The organism is Coprococcus sp. AM100_B19A (assembly GCF_027662015.1).
GTDB lineage: Bacteria > Bacillota > Clostridia > Lachnospirales > Lachnospiraceae > Allocoprococcus > Allocoprococcus comes.
The window spans coordinates 363227-386157 of sequence record NZ_JAQDKN010000001.1 but is presented as its reverse complement, the minus strand read 5'-3'; the positions used below and the strand labels follow the sequence as shown (position 1 = coordinate 386157).

The window sequence follows — 22931 nt, the reverse complement described above, 5'->3', positions numbered from 1 at the left end:
TATGATAATTGAAAAAAGAGGCAATTCATTATATTTTCATAAAAACATAAAATCATTGGTCTGGTTTCAACTGTATTGGTTGATGTTTTATGGCGTACTTAGAGATCTTGTTGGAGTTCCTGGGTATGTGGCATATGTGCTCGATTTGTTTAATATTATTCTCATTGTTTATGTCATTGTTAATGGGAAAATGATTAAATACGGGAACAGTAGAGTTGGATTGTGGATAATACTGTCTTTTTTTTGTTCTACGGTTATAGGACTGATTGCAGTAGAGGGTTCGCCAATACTCTATATATGGGGCTTTAGAAATGTTTTTAGATATTATGCATATTTTATATCATGCATTGCGCTATTAGATATATCAGATGTGCTAGAAATTATTCCCAAATTAAAAAAAATCTATATAATTAATTTCTTTATTTGTCTTGTAGAGTTAGGATTGGGATACTCAGGAGATAATATCGGAGGAATATTTGGAACACAAACAGGATGTAATGGTTATTTAAATCTGTTCATGATTGTAATTTCTGCAATTTATGTAACAGAATATTTGGAAAAAAAGATAGGCCTTATGCAGACTATGATTTCCATCATGAGTTGCTTTTTTTTGATGGCAATAGCAGAATTGAAAGTTTATCTTTTCGAACTTCCAGTTATAATCTTGATTGGTATGCTTAATGCTAAATTTAGCTTTAGAAAAATAATAATTATTATGCTTGGAGTTTGCGGAATAGCCGTAGGAATTTCAATGCTTGGGCATTATTTTGAATCGTCTGGATTGGAGTTTTTTACTTCTGATGCGATTACAAAATATATGGGAGATCGCGGATATACAAACTCCGGAGATTTAAGTCGAATGAATGCAGTTTCACAACTTTATGAAAGGTTTCTAAATGGGAATCCGTTGGGAACGTTATTTGGTATAGGTCTTGGAAACGCAAGCTATTCAGCTGCGTTTTCGTTCTTTAATAGTCGGTTTTATCTTCTGAATCAAGCACTGCATTATCAATGGTTTACGGATGCAATAATCTTTATTGAAACTGGAACTGTTGGACTTATGCTTTATGAATTGTTCTTTCTGAGAATATTTACTTATTCCAGAAAAATAAATAAAAGAATTGCAAATAGATATAGTAATGATATTTCACAACAACTTAGATGTGTAGTGCAGGTGGCTGGAATTACAGCAATATTATGTATTATCAATTCGGTTTATAATAGTGCTTTAAATATGGATGCGGGCTATATGGCTTTTTTTATTTTTTCAGTTCCGGCAATAGTTGATATATTTATGGAGGAGAACAACTGTTATGATAAATAGAATAATTAGAAAGCTGATCTATGGCCATAAGGCATCCACAGAAACGTATATTAAATATCTCCGCAGTTTGGGTATGAAGATAGGAGATGAATCAACAATTTATGTTCCGACAAAAACACAAATTGATACCACACGTCCTTGGTTGATTGATATTGGAAAGAATGTAAAAATAACAGAGGGAGTAACGATTTTGACGCATGGATTTGATTGGTCCGTTTTGAAAGGTGTCTATGGTGACATTCTTGGATCATCGGGGGGGGGGTCAAAATCGGAGACAATGTTTTTATCGGTATGCAGACAACAATCTTAAAGGGCGTGCATATTGGAAACAATGTAATTATCGGAGCCAATTCGTTAGTTAATAAAGATATCCCAGATAATTGTGTTGCAGCTGGTAATCCCTGTAAAGTTATAATGAGTCTTGAGGAATACCATGAGAAGAGAAAAGCGGCTCAAGTTGATGAGGCAAAGGAACTCGTAATGCTATATCGGGAGCACTATGGAAAAGAACCAGATGAACATGCATTACATGAGTTTTTTTGGCTCTTCACAGATGGAAATGATGAGCTTCCTGAGTGCTGGGATAACATGATGAGACTCGGAGGAAATTACGAGTATTCCAAAGAAAAACTCAGAAAAAATCAAAAGAAGTTCTTGAATATGAAAGACTTCTTGAAGAATGTTTAGAATATAAAAGCGTGTAGGAACGAAGGAGGAACAAAAAAGTGAAAGTATGTATTTTGTCGATGCAACGGGTTGGTAATATGGGGTCCTTACTTCAATCGTATGCGCTGAAGACAACAATTGAAAGACTCGGTCATCAGGTGGAATTTATAGATATTGAAAAAAGAGAAGATGACTATAAATTGTTGGGTGATTATAAACAGAAGTATGATAAAGAAAAAGAAACGACAGGCTTGATTGGAAAAATAAAGAAAACGGATAGATACACACTGAACCGTCTAAGAATAAAAAAGAAGAGCATTGACCAGGAAAATATCTTTGAGAAATTTCGTCAAAAAGAACTCTTTATTGATAGAAAAAGCTCGAAATATGATATGTGCGTTATTGGTAGTGATGAGGTTTTTAATTGCTTGAATTCTGGCGAATGGGGATTTACTTCACAGTTATTTGGTAATGTTCCAGAGGCAAACAAAGTGATTACCTACGCAGCATCCTGTGGCTCCACAAAATATGAGGAACTTCCAGCAATGGTTGCTAAAAAAATCAGAAAAACATTTGAAAATGTTGCAGCTATTTCGGTGAGAGATGAGAATACGCACAAATTTGTTGAAAAACTAACAAATAAGTTGATTGACGATAATTTAGATCCTGTGCTGATATATAATTTTAACTGTGAGGTGGAACAGGCGAATTTGCCTAAAATGCCAAAGCATTATTGTGTGGTTTATTCCTATTATAACCGAATTCACACGGCAGAAGAGATTGATGCAATTAAAGTTTTTTGTAAAAGGCATGAGTTGACACCGATTGCAATTGGTGCACCGCAATTCTGGATTAAAGATTATATTGTATGTTCACCATTTCAGTGTCTAAAGATTTTTAAAGAGTCGGATTTTGTAATTACGGATACATTTCATGGCACAATTTTTGCTTCAAAATATGCAGATAAATTTGCAGTGTTAGCAAGGGCTAGCAATAAAAATAAACTGCTAGATTTGATTAGAAAAATAGGAATGAAAGATCATTTGATGAGTAATCTTTTAGAACTGGAAGAAAAATATGGCCTTTTGAAAAATAAGGAAAACTTTGATTCAATTGTTGAAGAAGAAACACAAAGGACCTTACAGTATTTGAACAAAAATATATAAGGTAAATAAACAGCAATATAGATTTTTACAATATAAATTAAAATATAGTTAGAAAAGCGGGAGTTGGTTGGGTGATGAGAACTGTATGTAAACAGGATTTATGCACAGGTTGCATGGCTTGCGTAGGAAAATGTAAAAAAGAGGCCATATCAATTCAGGATAATGTGTCGGCATATAATGCAGTTATTGATGAAAGCAAATGTGTTAGTTGTGGAGCATGCGAACGAGTATGCCCTAATAATCACAAAGTGAACCTGAATGAACCTATTTATTGGAAAGAAGGTTGGGCGCCAGATAATATTAGAAGCAAAGCATCATCGGGAGGTGCAGCTTCTGCTATGATGGAATATTTTGTCAATGATGGTGGCTATGTGGCAGCCTGCCTGTTTAGTAATGGAGAATTTGTTTTTGACATAACGAATAAAAAAGAGGAATTGGTTCATTTTGTAGGTTCAAAATATGTGAAAAGTAATCCAGTTGGTATTTATGATAAAGTTATCGAGAAACTCAAGAATGGAAATAGCGTTCTATTTATTGGTTTGCCTTGTCAAGTGGCAGCGGTAAAAAACTATATGCTGGCAATGCCAGATAATATAAGAGAGAACCTTTATACAGTTGATTTGATCTGTCATGGATCACCGTCACCAAAAATCTTGAAATTTGCATTATATGAAAAAGGCATTGACATCTTGCAACTGAAAGAGATTCGATTCAGAAATAAAACAAATTTTGGATTGTCTTCACGAGATGAGGATGGTGAATATAAAACGATAGTGCCGGCAGGTGTTCAGGATATGTATACTCATGCATTTCTTACATCTTTAGATTACACAGAAAATTGTTACTCTTGTCGGTATGCAACATGGGGGAGAGTATCCGATGTTACTCTTGGAGATTCTTGGGGAAGCAATCAAATCGATAGGGAGCAAGAAAAAGGTATTTCTTTGGTTTTATGTCAGACAACCAAAGGGGTAACCTTGATTCAGAACTCCGGAATTAAATTAGAGGAAGTTGATATTGAAAAGGCACTAGAGGCTAACCATCAATTAAGACATCCTTCCATTGCACCAGAGACCCGAGAGATGTTTTTTGCGAATTTGAGCAAGGGATTTTATAAAGCTATTTCGAAGAGTGCGCCTAAAGTATATTATAAACAAAAATTAAAAGAAAGTCTGATAAAATTCAAAATCATTCGGGGGGGGGGACATATAAAATAGAATATAAGATTAGCTTCAAATGAAAGAAATGAAGAAAGTGTTTGGGGTTATAATTTGATGGATTTTATCTATAAATTCTTGGATTGTACATATAATTAAAATTGTCGTAGATGGATGCATTTTGTGGCTCCTTAAGGAATGGTAAAGCGAATATAACGAAGGAATAACGGGAAAAATAAATGAGCACATCGAGAAAAAAATATTTACTAAAAAATACAGCAATATTTGCATTAGGGAGTTTTGGGACAAAATTTATTAGTTTCTTCCTTGTCCCCTTATACACCAATATTCTTACAACGAGTGAATATGGAACTGTTGATATGATCTCAACAATAGGAATGGTATTAGTCCCATTGTTGACATTGAATATATGCGAAGCCGTAATGCGATTTTCGTTGGACGAAAATGCAGACTTAAATAAAATAATAAGCGTTGGAATATGTTCGCTTTTCTTGGCGATTTTTGCTGGCGGAATAATCTTCCCAGTAACTGCTAAAATTAAATCTCTGAATGAGTATGCGGTATATGTGTACATGTATGCTGTATCGCTTGCATTTAGTCAGATGTTTCTTTGCTATTTGCGCGGCAAAGAATTATTGCTGAGATACTCAATAGGAAATATTATTCAAACTTTTTGCGTTGCCTTGTTTAACATTTTATTCTTAGTGCAATTTAATAAAGGAATTAAAGGATACCTGTTAGCCTATATTATTGCAAATTTTGTGACCGCAATGTATGCGATGGTGGCAGGAAATGTTTTCAACGCTATGAAACATTTCTCTTTTGATTCAAAACTTCTTGTGCAAATGGTAAAGTATGCAATTGTTTTAGTTCCAAACTCTTTTATGTGGTGGATTATGAACTCATCTGATCGATTGATGGTTACGGCTATGGTCGGGGTGGCTGCTAATGGTATTTATGCTGTAGCATATAAGATTCCAACCCTATTGTCATCTGTTACGCAGGTTTTTAATCAGGCTTGGTCATATTCGGCGATAAGAGAAGAGGGAAGTTCAGACGAAGAAAAATACAACAATGATATTTATAATAGATTGGTCGTAATCGTTTGCATCTGTGCTGCCGGTTTGATGATGGTTATGAAGTTTTTTCTAAGGTATTACGTTGGAGCAGAGTATTATATTGCTTGGAAATATACGCCGGTACTAATTATTGGATTCATTTTTTCAACATTGGGAACATTTGTTGCAACAGCTTATACAGTGCATAAAGACAGCATGGGTTATTTGGTGTCTGGTACGGCAGGCGCAATGGTCAATATTATATTGAATTTTGCTCTTATACCTCAAATGGGAGCAATGGGAGCCGCCCTTGCTACCGCGGCTAGCTACTTTATTGTCTTCTATTATAGAATCCGAGATACAAAAAAGTACTTAAAATTATATATTTGGCAAAAGCGTCATATATTTGCAGGGACATTACTTCTTGTTCAGGCAATAACTATGTTTATCAATAATCCAGTTGGACAACTGTTATTGATTCTCGAATTTTGTGTAATGATACTTATATATGTAAATGATATTAAACAATTGTTTTTTGCTGTAACAAAAATATGTCGACTGAAAAATAAAAAGGAACACTAGAATGGGTAAATACTTTGGAACAGATGGCTTCCGCGGTGAAGCTGGAATTACTTTAACAGCCGACCACGCTTACAAAGTAGGTCGTTTTCTCGGCTGGTATTATAATGCTCTTCGCGAGCGTAATGGAGATAACGAACCCGCCCGTATCGTTATTGGTAAGGATACGCGCTGCAGCTCCTATATGTTTGAATATAGTCTGGTGGCTGGTCTGACGGCTTCTGGCGCAGACGCTTATCTGCTTCATGTCACCACCACCCCGTCCGTGGCCTATATCGCTCGTGTGGATGACTTTGATTGTGGCATCATGATTTCTGCCAGCCACAATCCGTATTACGACAACGGCATCAAGCTGATCGACTGCTATGGCGAGAAAATGCCGGAGGAAACCCTGCTGCTGGTAGAGGACTACATCGATGGCAAGCTCCATGTATTTGACAAGGACTGGCCGGAACTGCCGTTTGCGCATCGTGAGCATATCGGTTGCACTGTGGACTATGTTGCAGGTCGCAATCGTTACATGGGTTATCTGATCTCTCTGGGCATCTATTCCTTCAAGGGTGTCAAAGTCGGTCTGGACTGTGCCAATGGTAGTTCCTGGAACATTGCAAAATCCGTCTTTGATGCACTGGGTGCAGACACCGATGTGATCAATAACCAGCCTAACGGCCTGAACATCAATAACAATGCAGGCTCCACCCATATTGAGGGCTTGCAGAAGTTTGTGGTGGAAAAGGGTCTGGATGTTGGTTTTGCCTATGACGGTGACGCTGACCGTTGCCTGTGCGTGGACGAAAAGGGCAATGTCATCACTGGCGACCACATTTTGTATATCTACGGCTGCTACATGAAAGAGCGTGGCAAACTGCTGAACAATACCGTTGTCACGACCGTTATGTCCAACTTTGGTCTGTACAAGGCATTTGATGAGCAGGGCATTGGTTATGCAAAGACTGCTGTTGGTGACAAGTACGTCTACGAATATATGGCAAAGAACGGTTGCCGCATTGGCGGTGAGCAGAGTGGTCATATCATTTTCAGCAAGTACGCCAGTACCGGCGATGGTATTCTGACGAGCCTGAAGATGATGGAAGTCATGCTGGCTAAGAAGAAGCCGATGAGTGAGCTGGCTGCACCGCTGAAGATCTATCCGCAGGTGCTGGAAAATGTCCGCGTGACAGATAAGAAGGCAGCACAGAACGACCCGGCTGTGCAGGAAGCTGTAAGCCGAGTGGCAGAAGCATTGGGTGACACGGGTCGTATTTTGGTGCGTGAATCCGGTACCGAGCCGGTGGTGCGTGTCATGGTGGAAGCACCTGACCACGATATATGCCAGAAGTATGTGGACGAAGTAGTCCATGTGATTTGTGAAAAGGGCTACAAGGCGTAAAGTCGATGATGACTCTTGGAGATTGAATCCGGAGTCATTTTCTGTAATAGAGGGTAAGTATAAGAAAAAACACTGGGAGGGATAAATCTATGTGTGGAATCGTTGGTTTTACAGGAAATCGACAAGCAGCACTGATCCTGCTAGATGGTCTGTCAAAGCTGGAATATAGAGGATATGACTCGGCCGGACTGGCTGTTCGTGATGGTGAAAATCTGGCGCAGGTCGTTAAGGCAAAAGGCCGTTTGTCTAATCTGATTGAGAAAACAGATGGTGGTAGAGCACTGAAAGGAACCTGTGGTATTGGTCATACCCGCTGGGCAACGCATGGTGAGCCGAGCCAGACCAATGCACATCCGCATGTCTCAGGCAACTGCACCCGTTCTGGTTCAGGTACAGTGGAGTCTGAGGTCGTTGGCGTGCATAACGGCATTATTGAGAACTATACTGAACTGAAAGAAAAGTTGCTGAAACATGGCTATACATTCTATAGTCAGACGGATACCGAAGTGGTCATTAAGCTGGTGGACTACTATTATAAAAAGTATAATTTGGGTCCTATTGATGCCATTGCCAAAACGATGGTGCGCGTTCGTGGCTCCTATGCCCTTGAGTTGATGTTCCGGGATTATCCAGGTGAGATCTGGGTGGCGCGTAAGGACAGTCCGATGATCATCGGTATTGCAGATGGCGAAACCTATGTGGCATCGGATGTTCCTGCCATTCTGAAGTATACCCGGAATGTTTATTACATTGGTAACCTTGAGTTTGCAAAGCTGACTCCGGGTGAGGCTCATTTCTATGACCTGAACGGTGACGAAATCGAGAAGCAGACCACGGAAATTAAGTGGGATGCAGAAGCAGCAGAGAAGGCAGGCTTCGAGCATTTCATGATGAAAGAAATCCATGAACAGCCGAAGGCTGTGCAGGATACGCTGAACTCTGTCATCAAGGACGGCAAGGTCGACCTGTCCAGCGTGGAACTCACAGAGGACGAAATTAAGAACTTTGAGCAAATTTACATCGTAGCCTGTGGTTCCGCATGGCATGTGGGCATGGCTGCTCAGTATGTGCTGGAAGATATGGCAGATATCCCGGTGCGCGTGGAATTGGCATCGGAATTCCGTTATCGAAAGATGCCGGTCAATCAGAAAGCACTTGTGATTGTTGTCAGCCAGTCCGGTGAAACCGCAGATACGCTGGCTGCGCTCCGTCTTGCAAAAGAAAAGGGCATCACGACACTGGCGGTTGTCAATGTGGTCGGTAGCAGCATTGCCCGTGAAGCAGACAAGGTGTTCTACACCCTTGCCGGTCCGGAAATCTCCGTTGCTACAACAAAAGCATACAGCGCACAGCTGGCGGCAATGTATTGCCTGGCAGTTCAGTTTGCCAAGGTCAGAGAAAAAATCACCGAGGAACAGTACAGCTATTATATTTCCGAGTTGCTGACCATTCCGGAAAAGATGCAGAAGATTCTGGAAGACAAAGAGCGCATTCAGTGGTTTGCAGCAAAGTATGCGAATGCACACGATGTGTTCTTTGTGGGTCGTGGCATTGACTATGCTGTCTGCTTGGAGGGGAGTCTGAAGCTGAAAGAAATCAGCTACATCCACTCCGAAGCATACGCTGCAGGTGAACTGAAGCACGGAACGATTAGTCTGATTGAGCAGGGAACACTGGTCATTGGCGTACTGACCCAGAGCGAACTCTATGAAAAGACTATTAGCAATATGTTAGAGTGCAAGAGCCGTGGTGCTTATTTGATGGGTCTGACTACATATGGCAAGTATGAAATCGAAGATCAGGTAAACTTCACGGTATATGTGCCGAAAGTGGACGAGCACTTTGTGGGCAGTTTGGCTGTGATTCCGTTGCAGCTGCTGGGCTATTATGTATCTGTAGCCAAGGGTCTGGATGTGGATAAGCCGAGAAATCTAGCTAAGAGTGTGACTGTGGAATAAAAGATAGCAAGAGGAAAAAATTATGAACACAACATTACTTATTATGGCAGCCGGTATCGGTAGCCGTTTCGGAACGGGAATTAAACAGTTGGAGCCGGTGGATGATGCTGGTCATATCATCATGGACTACTCAATCCATGATGCGATTGAAGCAGGCTTCAACCATGTAGTATTTATCATCCGTAAGGATATCGAGAAGGAGTTTAAAGAGGTTATCGGTGATCGCATTGCCTCCATTTGCTCTTCTCATAATGTAACTGTTGACTATGCTTTCCAGGATATTAACGATATTCCTGGTACGCTGCCGGAAGGTCGTACAAAACCTTGGGGAACCGGTCAGGCTGTGCTTGCAGCAAAGGACGTAATTAAAACTCCGTTCATCGTCATTAACGCAGACGATTACTATGGCAAGGAAGGCTTCAAGGCTGTTCATGAGTATCTGGTGAACGGCGGAAAGTCCTGCATGGCAGGCTTTGTGCTGAAGAACACTCTGTCCGATAACGGCGGCGTAACTCGCGGTATCTGCAAAATGGATGAGCAGAACAATCTGACCGAAGTTGTAGAGACAAAAAATATTGTGAAGACCGCAACCGGAGCAGAAACAGAAGGAAAAGTGATTGATGTGAATTCTCCGGTTTCTATGAATATGTGGGGATTAACTCCTGATTTTCTGGATGTTCTGGAGGAAGGTTTCAAAGAGTTCTTTGAGAAAGAAGTCCCGGGCAATCCTCTGAAAGCAGAGTATCTGATTCCTATCTTCATCGGTGAATTGCTGGAGCATGGAAAGATGTCTGTAAAGGTTCTGAAGACCAACGACACCTGGTATGGCATGACCTACCATGAGGACGTTGCAGCAGTAAAGGACAGTTTCAAGAAGATGCTGGCGGATGGCGTGTACAAGGCTGACCTGTTCAGTGATCTGTAAACGACGATGAATGAAACGATTGATTTACTCGGAAAGATACTCACAAACATCCTGACTGCGATGTATGAGCCGTTTGGATTCTCACTCCTTCTTTCTTTCCTAGCTATGTTTTTCTACCTGTATGCGTATGAGCCAATACATGCTGGCAAAGGATGGAAGAATGCCATAGTGACATGGTATCAGAAGTTCAAGGAGAGTGTGTTCTTTCGGAAACTGTTCTTCCTGGCCTTTGTGACTTCACTTATTCTGTTCCGAACCCTGTTAAACCGCAATCTTTGGATGAATCCTTTATCCGATGTCATGGGTGGCTGGGGCATCTGGGAGACTGTGAATGGCGAACAGAAGCTGACCACCGAGTGCATCGAGAACGTGATCATGATGGTACCGTTTTCAGCTGTAGCGATGTGGACGTTCGAAGAAAAGATAGGAAACGGCTGGAAGAAGATACTGTGGCAAAGCGGGAAGATAGCGTTTGGCTTTTCTTTGATAATAGAGATGCTGCAGTTACTCCTGCGGCTCGGGACGTTTCAGCTATCTGACATCTTCTACAACACAGTCGGCGGAGTGCTAGGCGGGTTATTGTACTGTGTGGCGATGAAGGCAAGAAAGCGTCTGTAAAACGGGATGAAATTGTGATATACTGGGAGCGGTAGCTCCCTACGCTGCTCGTAATAATCACACACCTCTCCGTGGTGAGCAGCAGGCAACGATCTATGATCGGCGAAGATGTGAGAAAAGAAAATTAGATTGGGGGACAATAAAATGTTTAGAATTAATCACAATGACGCAATTGAGTTGGAACATCAGGTTAGAAGGCTTTATGGCTGTGATCGAGGTGGCGTCTCTGGTATGGCTGATGCAGATTATTTTGAAGGTCATCCAATTCAGGCAGCAGTTTTGGTTGTTTCTTATATTCATGCTAATCATCGTGAGAGCGGTCCATACCAGTTCGATGAGTTCCTCAATAAATATGAGACTATTTTTGAATATCCGGACGAGAATAATGCAGCCGATGAGGTAAGAAATTATATTGATGAGATCAGTTCTATTGTCGAGCAGTACATTTAAAGATCAATGGGAAATGAGTGTATGTAAAAGAAAGGCTGAATGAATATGCCCAGAACGAAAGGCAGCAAGAACAAACCGAAGACAATCAATGACTACGCATCCCAGATAGCAGAGAAGCAGGAGACTATTGCATATCTGAATACTGAGATCGTATCCATCCAGAAAGCGATTGAAGAGCAGAAGAACACACTGAAAGAGAAGAAGTCTGCTCTGAAGAAGGCCGAAAAAGAAGTGGCATCCTTGGAAGCGAAGAAGGCAAAGGCAGATGCTAAGGCCGCTGAAGAAGCAAAGAAGACCGAGGCAGAGGCTGTGCTGAAGAAGTTGCTGGCAAGTGGCATGAGCGCGGACGAGATCCTCGAAAAACTGAAATAAAACCATTGCCGTGTGGACAAACTGAACTCCAGAAGTTCACACGGTGTTTTTGCAGGCTTCCGTATAGTTTATAACGAAAATAAAAGAAGAACAAAAATAAAAGAAATGGAGCATGAAAAAAATGAACTTATCTAAAATACACCACATCGCGATCATCGTATCTGACTACGAAGTCGCGAAGGATTTCTATGTGAACAAGTTGGGCTTCTCTGTTATCAGAGAGAATTATCGCTCGGAGCGCAGGGATTGGAAGTTGGATCTTCGTGTCAATGAACTTACGGAACTTGAAATTTTCGCTGAGGAAAATCCTCCAAAGCGTGTGAACCGTCCGGAGGCCTGTGGCCTGCGTCACCTTGCATTTTGTGTAGACAGCGTAGAGCAGACAGTGAATGAACTGGCGGAGGTAGGCATTGAATGTGAGCCAATCCGCGTGGATGATTACACCGGCAAGAAGATGACTTTCTTCCACGACCCGGATGGACAGCCGCTGGAGCTGCATGAGTAAATGAAGAAAACAAGAAAACCAGGCGGTGGCCGGAAGAAGTTGAAGCCAGAGTACGATGCCGGGAAGAACCTGAAAGAGCAGCTGGATGCTGCTGTGGCACTTTATGATTCTGAGATGTCCTTGCAGGCCGTCGGTGAAGAACTGGGATTAAATCCAATAAAGGTACGGAAGCTGCTCATCACAGCCGGTGTGTATGAATCAGATGTGGCGGAGAAGGTACAGGATACTTTCGAGGAGTATCGAGAAACACAAGACTATAAAACCGCATTGCTATCAACCGTAGCAGCCCTTGACCTCTCCAAAGCCTCCGTCACTTCGTACCTGCCTTATCAGAAAGGTGTGTACTTCCCAAGTACTGCATCAAAAGAGAAAATCAGTGTAGGAGCAGAGCGGCAGCGGAGATACAGAGCGATGAAGTGGTGGAAGGCTGATTCGACAGAAGAAAACTTCTGGAGCGTGGTTCTGGCCTATGCTGGTGTGAAATTCAAAACCTACTCTGGGTTGCCATTCACTTACGAAATTAAAAAAGGCAAGAATGGCGAGTACACAAAAGAGCTGTGGATCGACCGCCGAGAGAAGAGCAAAAGTCTAGCGTGGAGTTCAGTGCTGCTGGCGCTGAAGAATATTAAAGGAGAAGTGGTAGACCGCCCGAAAGCTCTGGGCGATATCCGGGGCGTGACTTACATATACGGAATGTTCTACCGGTTTGGGCTGATTGATGTGCCGGACGAGATAAAGGAGAAGATGGGCCATCCGAAAGACCGCAAAAAATAGGTTGCTATGTGCAAAAGTCTACGGTAATATGTGCCGTAACTGAGGATGTGAATCTCAGTTGGGAAGGATGGTAGCATTATAGAAAAATTGAAGGAAATGCTGGAGGAGTATTTGAAGAAAACAGAGCCGGAGTATTATCCGCCTGTAGAAAATCTGCTGGATCTGATCTACGAGCATTATACAGAGAAAAACCCAGTAGAGAAAAACACAGTTGCCGGGAAGGCAGCAAAGACCAAGGAAAAGGAACTGGAAGAGTGGCTGCGTGGGCTAGATGGTATGGATAGGTTGGTAGATGATTATATCGGAGATAAAATTCCGCTCTGGGAAAAAATCATGGACCGGCAGGGGACGGTGTGCTGTGCATGGGAGAAGACCGCCTTTGAGGAAGGTCTGAAAGTCGGGATGCGGCTGATGGTGGAAGCGTATAGTTTGTGACGGAAATAAAGTGAACTCCTGGAGTTCAAAAAAAGCCCTCGCTTGTTACGGCGAGGGCGTGTGTTCTTATTTTTCAGGCTTTTCAGCTTTTTTCTTCTTCGGTGCAATTTTGTGGCCGGAGTAGATTGCCATACCCATGCAGACCAGAGAACCGCAAGCGAAATACTTGTGAGCCTGCATCAGCTTCTTGCAGCCTGTGTAGAAGCATCCTGCCATGCAGGCAAGTGCTCCGAGTGACCAATATTTATGTGCTTTCATTTTGTATGTCCTCCTTATCTTCTTTCCGTATTTTAAGCAATTCCTCTATTTCATTGTTACTCGCTAAGCGCACCGCTGACTTCTCTTTATAGGTTTGTGCTCCGCAGTCAGGGCATCGATCTGGCAGCTTCTCGGCAGAGAAGCAGTAGCGGCAGGCATCGCAAAAGTAGTAATTCAAGTCATATTCACCCCAATCTCTAATATATCTTCAAATGCAATAATGGTCGGCAGCTCTTTGCCGGTATCGTTTATAAATCCTGTGTAAATTCGCAGTTCTTTGCTTATCGCATCCACAGCATCCAGTACCCCGTCTATATCTTCATAGTAGCCATCCGTGAAATATTTAATTGTGACCTTTTGTTCCTTCCGAAGTTGGCCGATCTTTTGGCTCAGAGCTTCCTTACCTTCTTCAGACAGTTCGATTCTATTTCCTTTCAGGTGATCCCTGCCTTCAGATGCAATCTCATCCTCATAGCCTCGTAAGGCGGCAAAAGGAGAGAAGATTTTAGCGCGATTTGACATCGGCATCCGGGGATGATCGTGCGGTGGCTCCGGACGGGAAGCATGGAGTATTTTGCCATACTTACTTTGGACGGCTTTGCCTTCCGGCGTGTTCTTGTAGTCCATGTTCTCCCTCCTTACTTAGCCTTGTGGCCGCCTATCTGCTGATTTCTTTCCCTCATCGTTGCACCATCCAGATAGTTGGTTCCTTTCAGAACGGCGTTCTTGCCGAACTTCTTCTTGAGTCCTAGCATCGCATTCTGCAGCTTCTTCTCTTTTTCCAGCTTGGTCGTGTCTGTGAATAGGTCAACTTGGAAGAAGCCCTCGTCTTTGACCACACGGTTGGCGGCTATTGTGATCCGTCTTACGGTCAGTGTTTTATCGGCTATTCTCTCGAATAACTCAGTTGTGGCAGAGATCAGGATGCTTCCGAGGTTGGTTGGATTATCCAGTTTCGTACTGCCATGTGCACCCTTCGGAACGGTGCGGCCGTAGTGATCGATGTGTACCGGACCGTGATATTTTCCGCTGTCACAGTTTTCCCGGTCATAGCCCACATCCAACGTCAGGCTATCCGTAACCAGTCCTTTATCTGTTAATTGCAATACTAAGCTGTCAGCCATCTCCATGACAATGATTCTGGCTTTGTCATATGGGTAAGGGCAGGAGAGAACCTGTCCTTCGGAGATACTATTAGTGCTGGGTTTGTAGGCTTTGATTTCTTTCATGCCGCAGGGTTCCAGACCCCAAGCATGATCAATCAGCAGTTCAGCATCAACGCCGAATTCCTTATATAAGATATCCTGATTGACGGTGCTGAAATAGGCCAGTTCGCCCATCGTATGGATGCCGTGTTTTTCTAGTCGCTTGACGGTGCCGGGGCCAGTCATCCAGAAGTCTGTGAGTGGTTTGTGATCCCAGAGGAGATAACGGAAACTCTCTTCATCCAGCTCAGCGATGCGAACACCGTCCTTGTCCGGTGCAGCATGTTTGGCGGTGATGTCCATTGCCAGCTTCGCCAGATACAGATTCGTACCAATCCCGGCGGTGGCTGTAATGCCAGTTGTATACAGCACTTCCCGGATCATTGTCATGGCAAGGTCGTGTGCTGTCATGTTGTAGTGGGATAAGTACGAGGTGGCATCGATGAACACCTCGTCGATGGAATATACCACGATGTCCTCCGGGGCAATGTATTTCAGATAGATGCCAAAAATCTGTCGCGACACCTTTTCATAGTATGCCATCCGGGGTGGTGCAACGAGGTAAGAGAGTTCGAGTGATGGGTCGGTGGCAAGGGATAAGGAATCATAGGAGGCCGAGGAAAAGGATGGTTTACCGTCCTTATACACAGCTTTTCTTAATCGTACCACTTCCCTTAACCGATTCGTATTGACCTCTTTGACCTTCTGCACGACCTCGAACAGTCTGGCGCGACCCGGAATGCCATAGGCTTTCAGGGAAGGAGACACAGAGAGACAGATAGTTTTCTCAGTGCGGGAGGAATCTGCCACGACCAGATTTGTGGTAAGCGGGTCGAGGTGGCGAGCGGCGCATTCCGCACTCGCGTAATAGCTTTTAAGATCTATCGCAAGATATGTGCGTTGCATCGTGCAATTTCCTCCTTTCTGACTGTGTTCTCATAATAATGCTTTTAATGTCCGGTTCTCTCGACAAACCATCGGCCTAATCGTCCGTTGAAGCGTGAGTCGAGGTGTTCAAAGAATAGGTGCTTCTCCTGCCCCTGGATGAGTACAGTAAAGCAGTCACCAGAGTAACCGTTATCGGCAGTCCCAGCAGGGCGGAAGTCACGCACTGTTTCGATTGGGAAGGTACGTCCATCCGACCATGTGATTGATGTCGGCTGCATATAGCCTGTAGAATCAAAGTCGGAGGATACCTTTACATAGACTCGTTCTTTTGTCATAAGCAGTCACCTCCATGTTTAATCGTAACATTTAGAGCAATTCTTCATGGAATCCTTCAGAAAATTGCTCTGAAGCTCTGGCACAGCAGGAAGCTGGTAGCCTTTTGCGGTAAGAATGTTCAGTTTAAAATCAACAAAGTTTTTTTCGATTCCAGCCATCTGTGCAATCTCCTCAATGGTGGCGAATCCTGTATGCGTGTATTGAAAGTCCTGCAGCAGCTCGTGGTATTTCAAGGCACGGTATGTGCTAGAGCAGTGGGTTGGCAGAGAAGCCTCCATTTGAAGCCTGTCGGCGTTGAATTCATAGAAGCCGATTGGTTTCAGTACATCATCATCTGACAATAGCAGTTCAGCAGCAAACGTATTTGCCCTGCGCTCTGCTTTTGCGTTGCTGAGACTATAAAAATATGTATCCTGGAAAGCTTGACCGGATGCCGCATGTTTCCGGTCGAAAATGGAATGCCCAAGTTCGTGAGCCAGTGCGGATCTGCGTTGTTGCTTTGAGCAGTTTGGATTGATGCCGATGTATTCGCAATTTAGAAGTACTGTATAAAATCCAAGGAGCTCTTCGCAGAACCGGATGTCTTTAATTTTAATGGCGCGCTGGGCAATGATAGCTTCCGGGTCATTGCTCTTATATCGGCGGCTTACAGCGTCGGCGGCAGTAATAGCAAAGTTGTCCAACAGCGACTCCTTTCCTCTGTAAGTCGATTACAGATATTTTTTAGGAGTAAACTTTTTTGCCTCTTCTTTTGCATCAAGGAAGAGAGCTTCCATTTCCTTAATGAAATTAGCCTGATCTTCTTCGGACAGCTCGCCGCCTGCAAAAAGGGCAGAGGTCTGTTCTTTTATTTTCTTTGCCTGAGCTACACCGCGGGAGCCATACTTCTTACGGACGTCAGCGTAGAATTGGTCATCGCTGAGTTCCTTCTGGAAGGTGGCATCATCCATAAAGTAGTCGGTCGTGACACCAAGAGCAGCGGCAATCTTCTGGATTGCGTCCACGCTTGGTTCGCGCTCGCCGGCTTCGATATAGCGGATGGCACGATCAGACATAGATGCTCGTCTGGAGAGCTCGGCCATGCTCATACCTTGTGCGGATCGCAGAGCTTTGATCTTCTCGCCATTGGTCGCATTCGGTGTAAGTGCAGTGGCTGCTTCAGCCCGGACATCCTGAGTGTCTAGTAAGTTCGTATCTTTTTTCATGTCATGCCTCCATGTGGGATATTTTGCTGCTTTTTGCCGGAAGGGAAAGTTGCCGGTGAGAAGCAGCAATTTTTTGTAAAGCCTACTTGACAAGGAACAACTGTTCCTATATACTAAGAACAACAGTTCGTGAACTTCTGTTCCTATGATACAATAAGAAGTTGTAGAAGTCAAGAGGGAAATGAACTTCTGTTCCTTTTTATTATGGTATGGGATGTAACTGTGGATGTAACATGGACTTACTAAAACGTAACTACGAGTTTGGTAACGCAACAAAAGCAATAAGATAAAATCATTGCGTAATATTGACAAGTATGCAATAAAGTGCTACTATATAAACAGAGGAGGTGTGACACCGATGGGAAGAAAGAAGATAACGAATCTTTTTCCTGATTACATTCGGACGGGAAAGGCCGACCTAGAAGTGCTGAGTCAGTTGGTTCTGAGTGCAAAGGGAGAACGGTCGATGAATGACTTTGCGAATGAGTGCGGGGTAAACACATCGACGATTTCCCGTATTATTAATATGAAGAACACAACGGCTTGTTCTGATGAGGTGCTGGTGGCGATATCAAAGGCTGCAGATCCGAACAGTGGGGTCACACTGGAGAAACTGTTGGCGGCAAACGGAATGGTGAAACTTGTTCCTGCTGGAACAGAAGGAGCCGTTGTATCTCCATCTCAGATTGTTTTTGGATTGGCGGATATCGCAGAAGAGCAGAATATTGAGCCAGATCCCAATTCATCAAATATGTTCTTACGGAATGCAGCGAAGACGCTTACCGGATATATGTTAGAGCAAACTTACAGGGAAACGCTGCAGAACGCGTTCCTTATGAACGGCTATTTTGTAGAATTGGTTTCCTACGAAAATATGATCTGGCCAAGAACCAAACAGTACAGGGCTGATTTTGCAATTCGGACAAATGCTCTTTTAGAAGAAGGCATTGATACATGGCTGTTTGAGTGTAAATCTTATACAGCGGGAATCGGAAGGGGTACGATTGGCAAGATGAATCAGCTGTTTGCGATGGCATATATGGAGAGTCCTCGTGAGCATGGCATTAAGGTTTCAGTAGTAGTAAACCATGTAGCTATGATTGAACAGGCGAGAGAGTATTATGCTGGCTGCAAAATAAGGGATTATTTTTCCTTTATTTTAATCGACCCGGTGAACCGATGTGTGAAAGATGAATTTTGCATTCCGCGAATCGATGGAACAGAGAAGTCAGTGTTTAATGTACAAGATGGGAGATGAGGATATTGATTTCAAAATGTGGAATTTATACGTCGCAAGGAAAGCGGGTGCTCCTTGCAACCCGTGCGGTTGTAAATGGTCGTAAGGCTGTTGCTTATGTGAAGAACGGGCAATTGCAGGGGTATGAGTACCTGGATGATTTTAATGAGCAATGTTATTCTGGTCCATACATGACCTTTGAAGATAAAAAGGAACAGCTCAGGATGTGACTGCTCCCGGTAACCGCTTGACTCATCGCAGGACGTGTGAGCCAGCCTGATTGAATTTACACCTGCCTGCAGGTGCTGCCCGGATATGCTGGAAAGCATAGTGTGCGTGGTAAGCCGAGGTAGACTTTAGATGACCTTAGTTTAGGTTGTCTTGGGTCTGCCTCGGCTTTTTTGTTATCTGAGTTTACAAGAGCGATGCCGTGAGCATCTTTACATCACGCAGACGTCTAAAAAATATGAAATACTGGGTTATTACTTAGTAGTGGAAATCCAGCTTGGTGGGAGTGGCACTGATTGCTTACATGGTGGATTTCCGTGTCAGGAATTTCAAAAAGAATGACCATTGGTGTTGGTTCTTCTGTTGTGAATGCACTGTTTGAAAAAGGCGTGGGGTATAAACGTAAAGGCGATAAAATTGTTAAGGAGTGATAAAAAAGAAGTCTGATTTTTAGTGCATTTGCACCAAAAAAGTTATTAAAATTCGACATATCCACCTGTCGATTTTTGGACACTTTTGGTTGTCGATTATTGGTGTCGGGTGTATACTATAAGAGCGTTCAACGGAACTACAGCAATTGGTAGAAAATACCTGCTGTTTGACCTGAAAGCCACTTAGTATACATAACTGAACTGAGATTTCCCCCATAAGTGGCAGGAAACTATACCAATAACGAAAGCAAATACATAGATAGGAAAATACATAGTATGAAGATTTTGATTTTAATTAGAAGCGTAATCAGCGCAAACAATTTCATAGGAGGCCGAAGTACGGGGTTGCTCAGGAAGAAATCGTAGATTTTAATCTGACTTGTTGTCGACACCCTTTTTCAGAAGGATTGGGTCGGAGCATTCCAGAGACTGTGTACTTTGAGTAGCATCTGAGTACATAGTCACAGGGATGCCCCGGCCTTTTTTGCTGTTTATGCTTTGGAAAAGGGGGTGTCAGGCGTGGTCGATATTCACAGTGATGAGTATATTATTGGTCAGAATATCAGAAAATATCGTAAACAGAAAGGCTGGTCACAAAAAGACCTCAGCGATGCTGTGGACATTGACCGCGCCAATATTTCCGGAATTGAAAACGGTGAACGTGGTGTGATAAATTGCGTGATGCTGAAGCGGTTTGCCAGAGCCCTCGGTGTGTCGATGGATACACTGATGGACGAAGAAGATGAGCCTCCTTGTGCAGACACATCCATTCAGGAAAAATACGATATGCTGAACCCCATGCATCAGGAGATGGTGAGAGAAAGCATCGACTGCTATCTGCTTAAAGAGCGGAAAGTGGCAATTTGAAGATCGTACAGTACAAATCAAGCTGTGCGGTCTTTTTTTATGCCCATAATGTCGTGAATTCAAAAATGTATCAAATTTGACCCCAAAGTGTGTCAAGTCTGAAATCTGCAAGAGACCGTCATTTTGTTATCATATAGTCAGTTCAAGGGACAAGCCCACAGAACCACAGAGTATGAATCTGTCGGCACTCTCTCGGACAAATAAAAATATCGTAAGCCCGATTCTAGAGCAGGCGAAGGATACCATAGCAGAACCTCACAGTACAGCGATTTATTTGCTGGTGCTGGAGGTATGCGAATGGGATTACTCTACCTATCTCTGGAATCGGGCTTTTTGTGTTTCACAGCCTTGCCAGATGGTTTGGTGCCTCATCTGCATCCTGCTTCGGTATCTTTCCCTCCCAGAAGTCCGGGGGAAAGGACAGAAAAATGATGAACATGATGACTGGAGCAGTAGCAATCAATGGTGGCGTAGGCGTGATGGAGATCTGCCAGCCGAAAATGGTTGACCAGATTGTGGAGAATGCGGCGCAGGCAGTCGACCAGACGGCTTTGAACGTACACATTACCCTGCATGAACTGAAAGAGCGTGTGGAACTGGTATTGGAGAAGAAAATCCCAGGTTACAAGCAGCTTATGGCAATGCATCCGGTTGCAGTCGCAAGGGCAATGGTGAATGGCGCAGTCGTTACTGCCTATGAAAATGGCTATGCAGTGTACGAGGCAGATGGTGCTCATACGGTGCTGGATGTGAATCGCTGTGGGGATTACCGCTATGATTTCACAGATGGCACCTATCAGGTGGTTCCAGCAGAGGTGTTTGAGGAAGCAGAGTGGTCTGTGCGGTTGGTTATGGAGGGTGAGCGTCGCCTGGAAAATAATCGCAACAAAATCAGCCGTGACTATGAAGAATTTGCTTTGGTTTGCGATGGTTCTGACTGGACGGATGCTGCCATGATCGACTTCATGGAAAAAGAAAACGCTGAAATATTGGCAGATGAGGAACTGCGGAAGCTGTATGCAGCCATGAGTAAGCTGACCGAGCGGCAGACAGAGGTGATTCAGCTTTACTTCTATAAAGGTATGACGCTGCAGGAGATTGCAGAGGAGTTGGGGATGTCAAAGCCTGCTGTTCATTATTCGATGCAGGGTGCTCTCAAAAAAATCCGAAAAAGTTTTTGATGAACTACTTAACTTTTGGTCGAAAATCGTGCGCTTTATGAGAGGACCACTTCTCAAGTACATCGACAGGAGGAAAAACCTATGAAAGCAGAACGCATGAATATGGCGAATGCAACCGCCAAGATAGGAGGTTCTAAGGAGGCTCGTCCGCCCGGCGGGTTCCCGCTGGCATCGGCACCGAAGAAGATTTTTATCTGCTCGCCGTACCGACCGACAGCAAATGACCCGCCGTGCAGGAAGACACAGATGGAGGCAAACATCCAGAGGGCAAAGACCGCCTGCAGGATTCTGGCCACAATGGGAGTCCTGCCACTGGCTCCGCATCTGTATTTTACTCAGTTCTTAAAGGATGAGGACGCACAGGAGCGTGCGACAGGAATCCGATTCGGAATGGAGTGGCTGGAAGCAGCTGATGAAGTGTGGGTGTTCGGCGAAACCATATCCGAGGGGATGGCGGCGGAGATCAAAAGAGCACATGAGCTGAAGAAGCCTGTTTGCAACCTCCCGGAGCCGGGACGCATGGTCGAACTGCTTTTGAAGAGACTTTCCGAGCAGTATCACATACCAATGGAAGATAAAACGAAAGAGCAGCAGGAAGCTGCAGAAAGTGAGAAAGACAATGGAGAATAAGAATGAGAAGAGCATGACTCTGGAGGAAATGATCAGCGAGATGCTGAAGGACGCCAAGGTGGTAAAGGTTCCGCTTCCTGCCAGGGCAGAGGAAAAAACGGAAACTCAGGAGCAGGATAAGCCGATGCCGGCACGCCCGTCTGGTGTTCCGTTCCTTTCGCTCAGCATCAAGAACCTGCACCTCCACATGGATGAGCGTATGACCTCGTACAACTACGGTTTCGGACAGGAGCCGGATGCTGAAGCAGATGACCCGGTAGAGGACATCGACTTCGATGAGATGCTGGCTCACATCCACAAGGAAACCGGTCTGTGCGAGAAGGTCATTCTGGCAGTCCTGAAGGCACAGGCCGATTATCTGGATGACCTGTGGGGGGATGAGGAAGAAACCGGAGAGGAGGCAAACGCATGATGGACGAACTGAATGCTTTGAACGCTCCGAAAAAAGTCGTGGACGGTCTGGTCGAGGTCTTTGACGGTCTGGCGCAGATGTTTGCCGGCGTATCCGAGCAGCTGGATATGCTGGCGGCAAATGCAAAGACGGAGGATGAACTGGAGCTTCCGGTGGCAGAGCAGCCAGTACTGCCCGTAACAGAAAAGAAAGGCCCGGCGGTTTCGCATCCCCGTAAGAAGCCGGTCAAGAAAACCAAAAAGGTGGAAGAGACGGTTACTTCGGCCATCGAGGAAACCGCAGAGGTGCCTGTGGTAGAAGACCCTGACGAGGCGGAGAAAGCAGTGAACTCCGAGAGTTCAGAAACCGCAGAGAGTGAGCATCCGGTGGATGATGCGGATGCGCTGCCGTGGGAAGAAGATACCGGCCAAAAAGAAGTACCGTCCGATAAAACCACGGACAAGGACACACCTGCTGCCAAGGAGGAAACACAGTCTGCAGTGACGATCACCAAGGACGAGATCACGGCGGTCATTGTCGCCAAGATCAAGAAGAAGCGTGATAACAACGAGAAGATCGGTCAGCTTCTGAAGACCTACGGTGTGGCCCAGCTGTCTGACCTGCCTGCAGAGAAGTACGAAGCATTTCTGGCAGATGTCTCCCAGATTTAAGGGAG

The 22931-nt window shown here is 44.0% G+C and carries 29 protein-coding genes; 23 read left to right on the top strand and 6 right to left on the bottom strand.

Going from position 1 to position 22931, the window contains the following annotated elements:
• Position 1: 1 nt before the first annotated feature.
• The 15 genes from PGQ33_RS01935 (at position 2) to PGQ33_RS01865 (ending at position 13398) form a co-directional block, all read left to right on the top strand.
• Positions 2–1324: a hypothetical protein gene (locus PGQ33_RS01935; RefSeq protein ID WP_107000275.1), complete on the top strand. Its 1323-nt coding sequence runs from the start codon at positions 2–4 to the stop codon at positions 1322–1324.
• Positions 1314–1634 carry a hypothetical protein gene (locus PGQ33_RS01930; protein WP_207655655.1) on the top strand — a complete coding sequence of 107 codons (321 nt, stop codon included), beginning with the start codon at positions 1314–1316 and terminating at the stop codon, positions 1632–1634. Before PGQ33_RS01935 ends, PGQ33_RS01930 begins: the two co-directional genes overlap by 11 nt.
• The gene (locus tag PGQ33_RS01925; protein ID WP_207655654.1) at positions 1616–2011 is read left to right on the top strand and encodes a hypothetical protein; all 396 of its coding nucleotides are present in this window, start codon (positions 1616–1618) and stop codon (positions 2009–2011) included. Before PGQ33_RS01930 ends, PGQ33_RS01925 begins: the two co-directional genes overlap by 19 nt.
• Positions 2012–2049: 38 nt before the next feature.
• A complete protein-coding gene (locus PGQ33_RS01920; RefSeq protein WP_233430179.1) occupies positions 2050–3156 on the top strand; it encodes a polysaccharide pyruvyl transferase family protein in 1107 nt (368 codons plus the stop codon).
• A 74-nt stretch (positions 3157–3230) separates the two neighbouring features.
• The gene (locus tag PGQ33_RS01915; RefSeq protein WP_270205176.1) at positions 3231–4373 is read left to right on the top strand and encodes a Coenzyme F420 hydrogenase/dehydrogenase, beta subunit C-terminal domain; all 1143 of its coding nucleotides are present in this window, start codon (positions 3231–3233) and stop codon (positions 4371–4373) included.
• 179 nt (positions 4374–4552) lie between these two features.
• A complete protein-coding gene (locus PGQ33_RS01910; RefSeq protein ID WP_107000273.1) occupies positions 4553–5974 on the top strand; it encodes an oligosaccharide flippase family protein in 1422 nt (473 codons plus the stop codon).
• A 1-nt stretch (position 5975) separates the two neighbouring features.
• Positions 5976–7361 carry a phosphoglucosamine mutase gene (gene glmM, locus PGQ33_RS01905; RefSeq protein WP_270205148.1) on the top strand — a complete coding sequence of 462 codons (1386 nt, stop codon included), beginning with the start codon at positions 5976–5978 and terminating at the stop codon, positions 7359–7361.
• An 89-nt stretch (positions 7362–7450) separates the two neighbouring features.
• Positions 7451–9319: a glutamine--fructose-6-phosphate transaminase (isomerizing) gene (gene glmS / locus PGQ33_RS01900; RefSeq protein ID WP_107000271.1), complete on the top strand. Its 1869-nt coding sequence runs from the start codon at positions 7451–7453 to the stop codon at positions 9317–9319.
• 22 nt (positions 9320–9341) lie between these two features.
• Positions 9342–10244, top strand: coding sequence for a sugar phosphate nucleotidyltransferase (locus PGQ33_RS01895; protein WP_107000270.1), 903 nt, complete (start codon positions 9342–9344; stop codon positions 10242–10244).
• A gap of 6 nt (positions 10245–10250) precedes the next feature.
• Positions 10251–10862 carry a VanZ family protein gene (locus PGQ33_RS01890; protein WP_107000269.1) on the top strand — a complete coding sequence of 204 codons (612 nt, stop codon included), beginning with the start codon at positions 10251–10253 and terminating at the stop codon, positions 10860–10862.
• 144 nt (positions 10863–11006) lie between these two features.
• Positions 11007–11312 (top strand): hypothetical protein, encoded by a 306-nt coding sequence (locus PGQ33_RS01885; RefSeq protein WP_270205147.1) that lies wholly within the window; start codon positions 11007–11009, stop codon positions 11310–11312.
• A gap of 45 nt (positions 11313–11357) precedes the next feature.
• On the top strand, positions 11358–11684 hold the full coding sequence (locus PGQ33_RS01880; RefSeq protein WP_107000448.1) for a hypothetical protein: 327 nt from the start codon (positions 11358–11360) through the stop codon (positions 11682–11684).
• 121 nt (positions 11685–11805) lie between these two features.
• Positions 11806–12189 (top strand): SMU1112c/YaeR family gloxylase I-like metalloprotein, encoded by a 384-nt coding sequence (gloA2, locus tag PGQ33_RS01875; RefSeq protein WP_107000447.1) that lies wholly within the window; start codon positions 11806–11808, stop codon positions 12187–12189.
• A complete protein-coding gene (locus PGQ33_RS01870) occupies positions 12190–12963 on the top strand; it encodes a hypothetical protein (RefSeq protein ID WP_270205146.1) in 774 nt (257 codons plus the stop codon).
• Between the two features lie 111 nt (positions 12964–13074).
• Positions 13075–13398 carry a hypothetical protein gene (locus tag PGQ33_RS01865; RefSeq protein WP_181357164.1) on the top strand — a complete coding sequence of 108 codons (324 nt, stop codon included), beginning with the start codon at positions 13075–13077 and terminating at the stop codon, positions 13396–13398.
• Between the two features lie 66 nt (positions 13399–13464).
• Here PGQ33_RS01865 and PGQ33_RS01860 read toward each other — a convergent pair whose 3' ends face one another.
• The 6 genes from PGQ33_RS01860 to PGQ33_RS01835 all read right to left on the bottom strand — a co-directional run bounded on the left by PGQ33_RS01860 (position 13465) and on the right by PGQ33_RS01835 (position 17290).
• A complete protein-coding gene (locus tag PGQ33_RS01860; protein WP_055247149.1) occupies positions 13465–13656 on the bottom strand; it encodes a DUF6219 family protein in 192 nt (63 codons plus the stop codon).
• Positions 13657–13830: 174 nt separating this feature from the next.
• Complete coding sequence (locus PGQ33_RS01855; RefSeq protein ID WP_107000266.1) at positions 13831–14283, bottom strand: YolD-like family protein; 453 nt, start codon at positions 14281–14283, stop codon at positions 13831–13833.
• Positions 14284–14294: 11 nt separating this feature from the next.
• On the bottom strand, positions 14295–15767 hold the full coding sequence (locus PGQ33_RS01850; RefSeq protein WP_107000265.1) for a Y-family DNA polymerase: 1473 nt from the start codon (positions 15765–15767) through the stop codon (positions 14295–14297).
• Between the two features lie 44 nt (positions 15768–15811).
• Positions 15812–16084, bottom strand: a complete 273-nt coding sequence (locus PGQ33_RS01845) for a hypothetical protein (RefSeq protein WP_107000264.1) — start codon at positions 16082–16084, stop codon at positions 15812–15814.
• Between the two features lie 18 nt (positions 16085–16102).
• On the bottom strand, positions 16103–16768 hold the full coding sequence (locus PGQ33_RS01840) for an ImmA/IrrE family metallo-endopeptidase (RefSeq protein WP_181357163.1): 666 nt from the start codon (positions 16766–16768) through the stop codon (positions 16103–16105).
• Between the two features lie 27 nt (positions 16769–16795).
• On the bottom strand, positions 16796–17290 hold the full coding sequence (locus tag PGQ33_RS01835; RefSeq protein WP_107000262.1) for a helix-turn-helix domain-containing protein: 495 nt from the start codon (positions 17288–17290) through the stop codon (positions 16796–16798).
• A gap of 358 nt (positions 17291–17648) precedes the next feature.
• On the opposite strand from PGQ33_RS01835, the gene PGQ33_RS01830 reads away from it, so the two are divergent.
• The 8 genes from PGQ33_RS01830 (at position 17649) to PGQ33_RS01795 (ending at position 22926) form a co-directional block, all read left to right on the top strand.
• Positions 17649–18548 carry a helix-turn-helix domain-containing protein gene (locus PGQ33_RS01830; RefSeq protein ID WP_107000261.1) on the top strand — a complete coding sequence of 300 codons (900 nt, stop codon included), beginning with the start codon at positions 17649–17651 and terminating at the stop codon, positions 18546–18548.
• 5 nt (positions 18549–18553) lie between these two features.
• Entirely contained in the window at positions 18554–18757 is a 204-nt protein-coding gene (locus tag PGQ33_RS01825; RefSeq protein WP_055052881.1) for a hypothetical protein, read from the top strand.
• Positions 18758–19051: 294 nt separating this feature from the next.
• On the top strand, positions 19052–19186 hold the full coding sequence (locus PGQ33_RS01820; RefSeq protein WP_267895294.1) for a hypothetical protein: 135 nt from the start codon (positions 19052–19054) through the stop codon (positions 19184–19186).
• Positions 19187–19705: 519 nt separating this feature from the next.
• A complete protein-coding gene (locus PGQ33_RS01815) occupies positions 19706–20053 on the top strand; it encodes a helix-turn-helix domain-containing protein (RefSeq protein ID WP_181357162.1) in 348 nt (115 codons plus the stop codon).
• A 428-nt stretch (positions 20054–20481) separates the two neighbouring features.
• On the top strand, positions 20482–21234 hold the full coding sequence (locus tag PGQ33_RS01810; RefSeq protein ID WP_107000259.1) for a sigma-70 family RNA polymerase sigma factor: 753 nt from the start codon (positions 20482–20484) through the stop codon (positions 21232–21234).
• A gap of 81 nt (positions 21235–21315) precedes the next feature.
• Positions 21316–21864 carry a DUF7768 domain-containing protein gene (locus PGQ33_RS01805; RefSeq protein WP_107000258.1) on the top strand — a complete coding sequence of 183 codons (549 nt, stop codon included), beginning with the start codon at positions 21316–21318 and terminating at the stop codon, positions 21862–21864.
• Positions 21842–22276: a hypothetical protein gene (locus PGQ33_RS01800; protein WP_146143903.1), complete on the top strand. Its 435-nt coding sequence runs from the start codon at positions 21842–21844 to the stop codon at positions 22274–22276. Before PGQ33_RS01805 ends, PGQ33_RS01800 begins: the two co-directional genes overlap by 23 nt.
• Positions 22273–22926 carry a hypothetical protein gene (locus PGQ33_RS01795; RefSeq protein WP_270205145.1) on the top strand — a complete coding sequence of 218 codons (654 nt, stop codon included), beginning with the start codon at positions 22273–22275 and terminating at the stop codon, positions 22924–22926. Before PGQ33_RS01800 ends, PGQ33_RS01795 begins: the two co-directional genes overlap by 4 nt.
• The last annotated feature ends 5 nt before the right edge of the window (positions 22927–22931 follow it).

Bases quoted from the DNA above. Each gene is read 5' to 3' on its own strand.
- PGQ33_RS01890 (WP_107000269.1), top strand. From the start codon at position 10,251: ATGAATGAAACGATTGATTTACTCGGAAAGATACTCACAAACATCCTG.
- PGQ33_RS01855 (WP_107000266.1), bottom strand. From the start codon at position 14,283: ATGGACTACAAGAACACGCCGGAAGGCAAAGCCGTCCAAAGTAAGTAT.
- PGQ33_RS01805 (WP_107000258.1), top strand. From the start codon at position 21,316: ATGAAAGCAGAACGCATGAATATGGCGAATGCAACCGCCAAGATAGGA.
- PGQ33_RS01795 (WP_270205145.1), top strand. From the start codon at position 22,273: ATGATGGACGAACTGAATGCTTTGAACGCTCCGAAAAAAGTCGTGGAC.
- PGQ33_RS01880 (WP_107000448.1), top strand. From the start codon at position 11,358: ATGCCCAGAACGAAAGGCAGCAAGAACAAACCGAAGACAATCAATGAC.
- PGQ33_RS01895 (WP_107000270.1), top strand. From the start codon at position 9,342: ATGAACACAACATTACTTATTATGGCAGCCGGTATCGGTAGCCGTTTC.
- glmM (WP_270205148.1), top strand. From the start codon at position 5,976: ATGGGTAAATACTTTGGAACAGATGGCTTCCGCGGTGAAGCTGGAATT.
- PGQ33_RS01810 (WP_107000259.1), top strand. From the start codon at position 20,482: ATGATGAACATGATGACTGGAGCAGTAGCAATCAATGGTGGCGTAGGC.
- PGQ33_RS01935 (WP_107000275.1), top strand. From the start codon at position 2: ATGATAATTGAAAAAAGAGGCAATTCATTATATTTTCATAAAAACATA.
- gloA2 (WP_107000447.1), top strand. From the start codon at position 11,806: ATGAACTTATCTAAAATACACCACATCGCGATCATCGTATCTGACTAC.
- PGQ33_RS01885 (WP_270205147.1), top strand. From the start codon at position 11,007: ATGTTTAGAATTAATCACAATGACGCAATTGAGTTGGAACATCAGGTT.
- PGQ33_RS01870 (WP_270205146.1), top strand. From the start codon at position 12,190: ATGAAGAAAACAAGAAAACCAGGCGGTGGCCGGAAGAAGTTGAAGCCA.
- PGQ33_RS01860 (WP_055247149.1), bottom strand. From the start codon at position 13,656: ATGAAAGCACATAAATATTGGTCACTCGGAGCACTTGCCTGCATGGCA.
- PGQ33_RS01930 (WP_207655655.1), top strand. From the start codon at position 1,314: ATGATAAATAGAATAATTAGAAAGCTGATCTATGGCCATAAGGCATCC.
- PGQ33_RS01835 (WP_107000262.1), bottom strand. From the start codon at position 17,290: ATGAAAAAAGATACGAACTTACTAGACACTCAGGATGTCCGGGCTGAA.
- PGQ33_RS01845 (WP_107000264.1), bottom strand. From the start codon at position 16,084: ATGACAAAAGAACGAGTCTATGTAAAGGTATCCTCCGACTTTGATTCT.
- PGQ33_RS01830 (WP_107000261.1), top strand. From the start codon at position 17,649: ATGGGAAGAAAGAAGATAACGAATCTTTTTCCTGATTACATTCGGACG.
- PGQ33_RS01925 (WP_207655654.1), top strand. From the start codon at position 1,616: ATGCAGACAACAATCTTAAAGGGCGTGCATATTGGAAACAATGTAATT.
- PGQ33_RS01910 (WP_107000273.1), top strand. From the start codon at position 4,553: ATGAGCACATCGAGAAAAAAATATTTACTAAAAAATACAGCAATATTT.
- PGQ33_RS01850 (WP_107000265.1), bottom strand. From the start codon at position 15,767: ATGCAACGCACATATCTTGCGATAGATCTTAAAAGCTATTACGCGAGT.
- glmS (WP_107000271.1), top strand. From the start codon at position 7,451: ATGTGTGGAATCGTTGGTTTTACAGGAAATCGACAAGCAGCACTGATC.
- PGQ33_RS01915 (WP_270205176.1), top strand. From the start codon at position 3,231: ATGAGAACTGTATGTAAACAGGATTTATGCACAGGTTGCATGGCTTGC.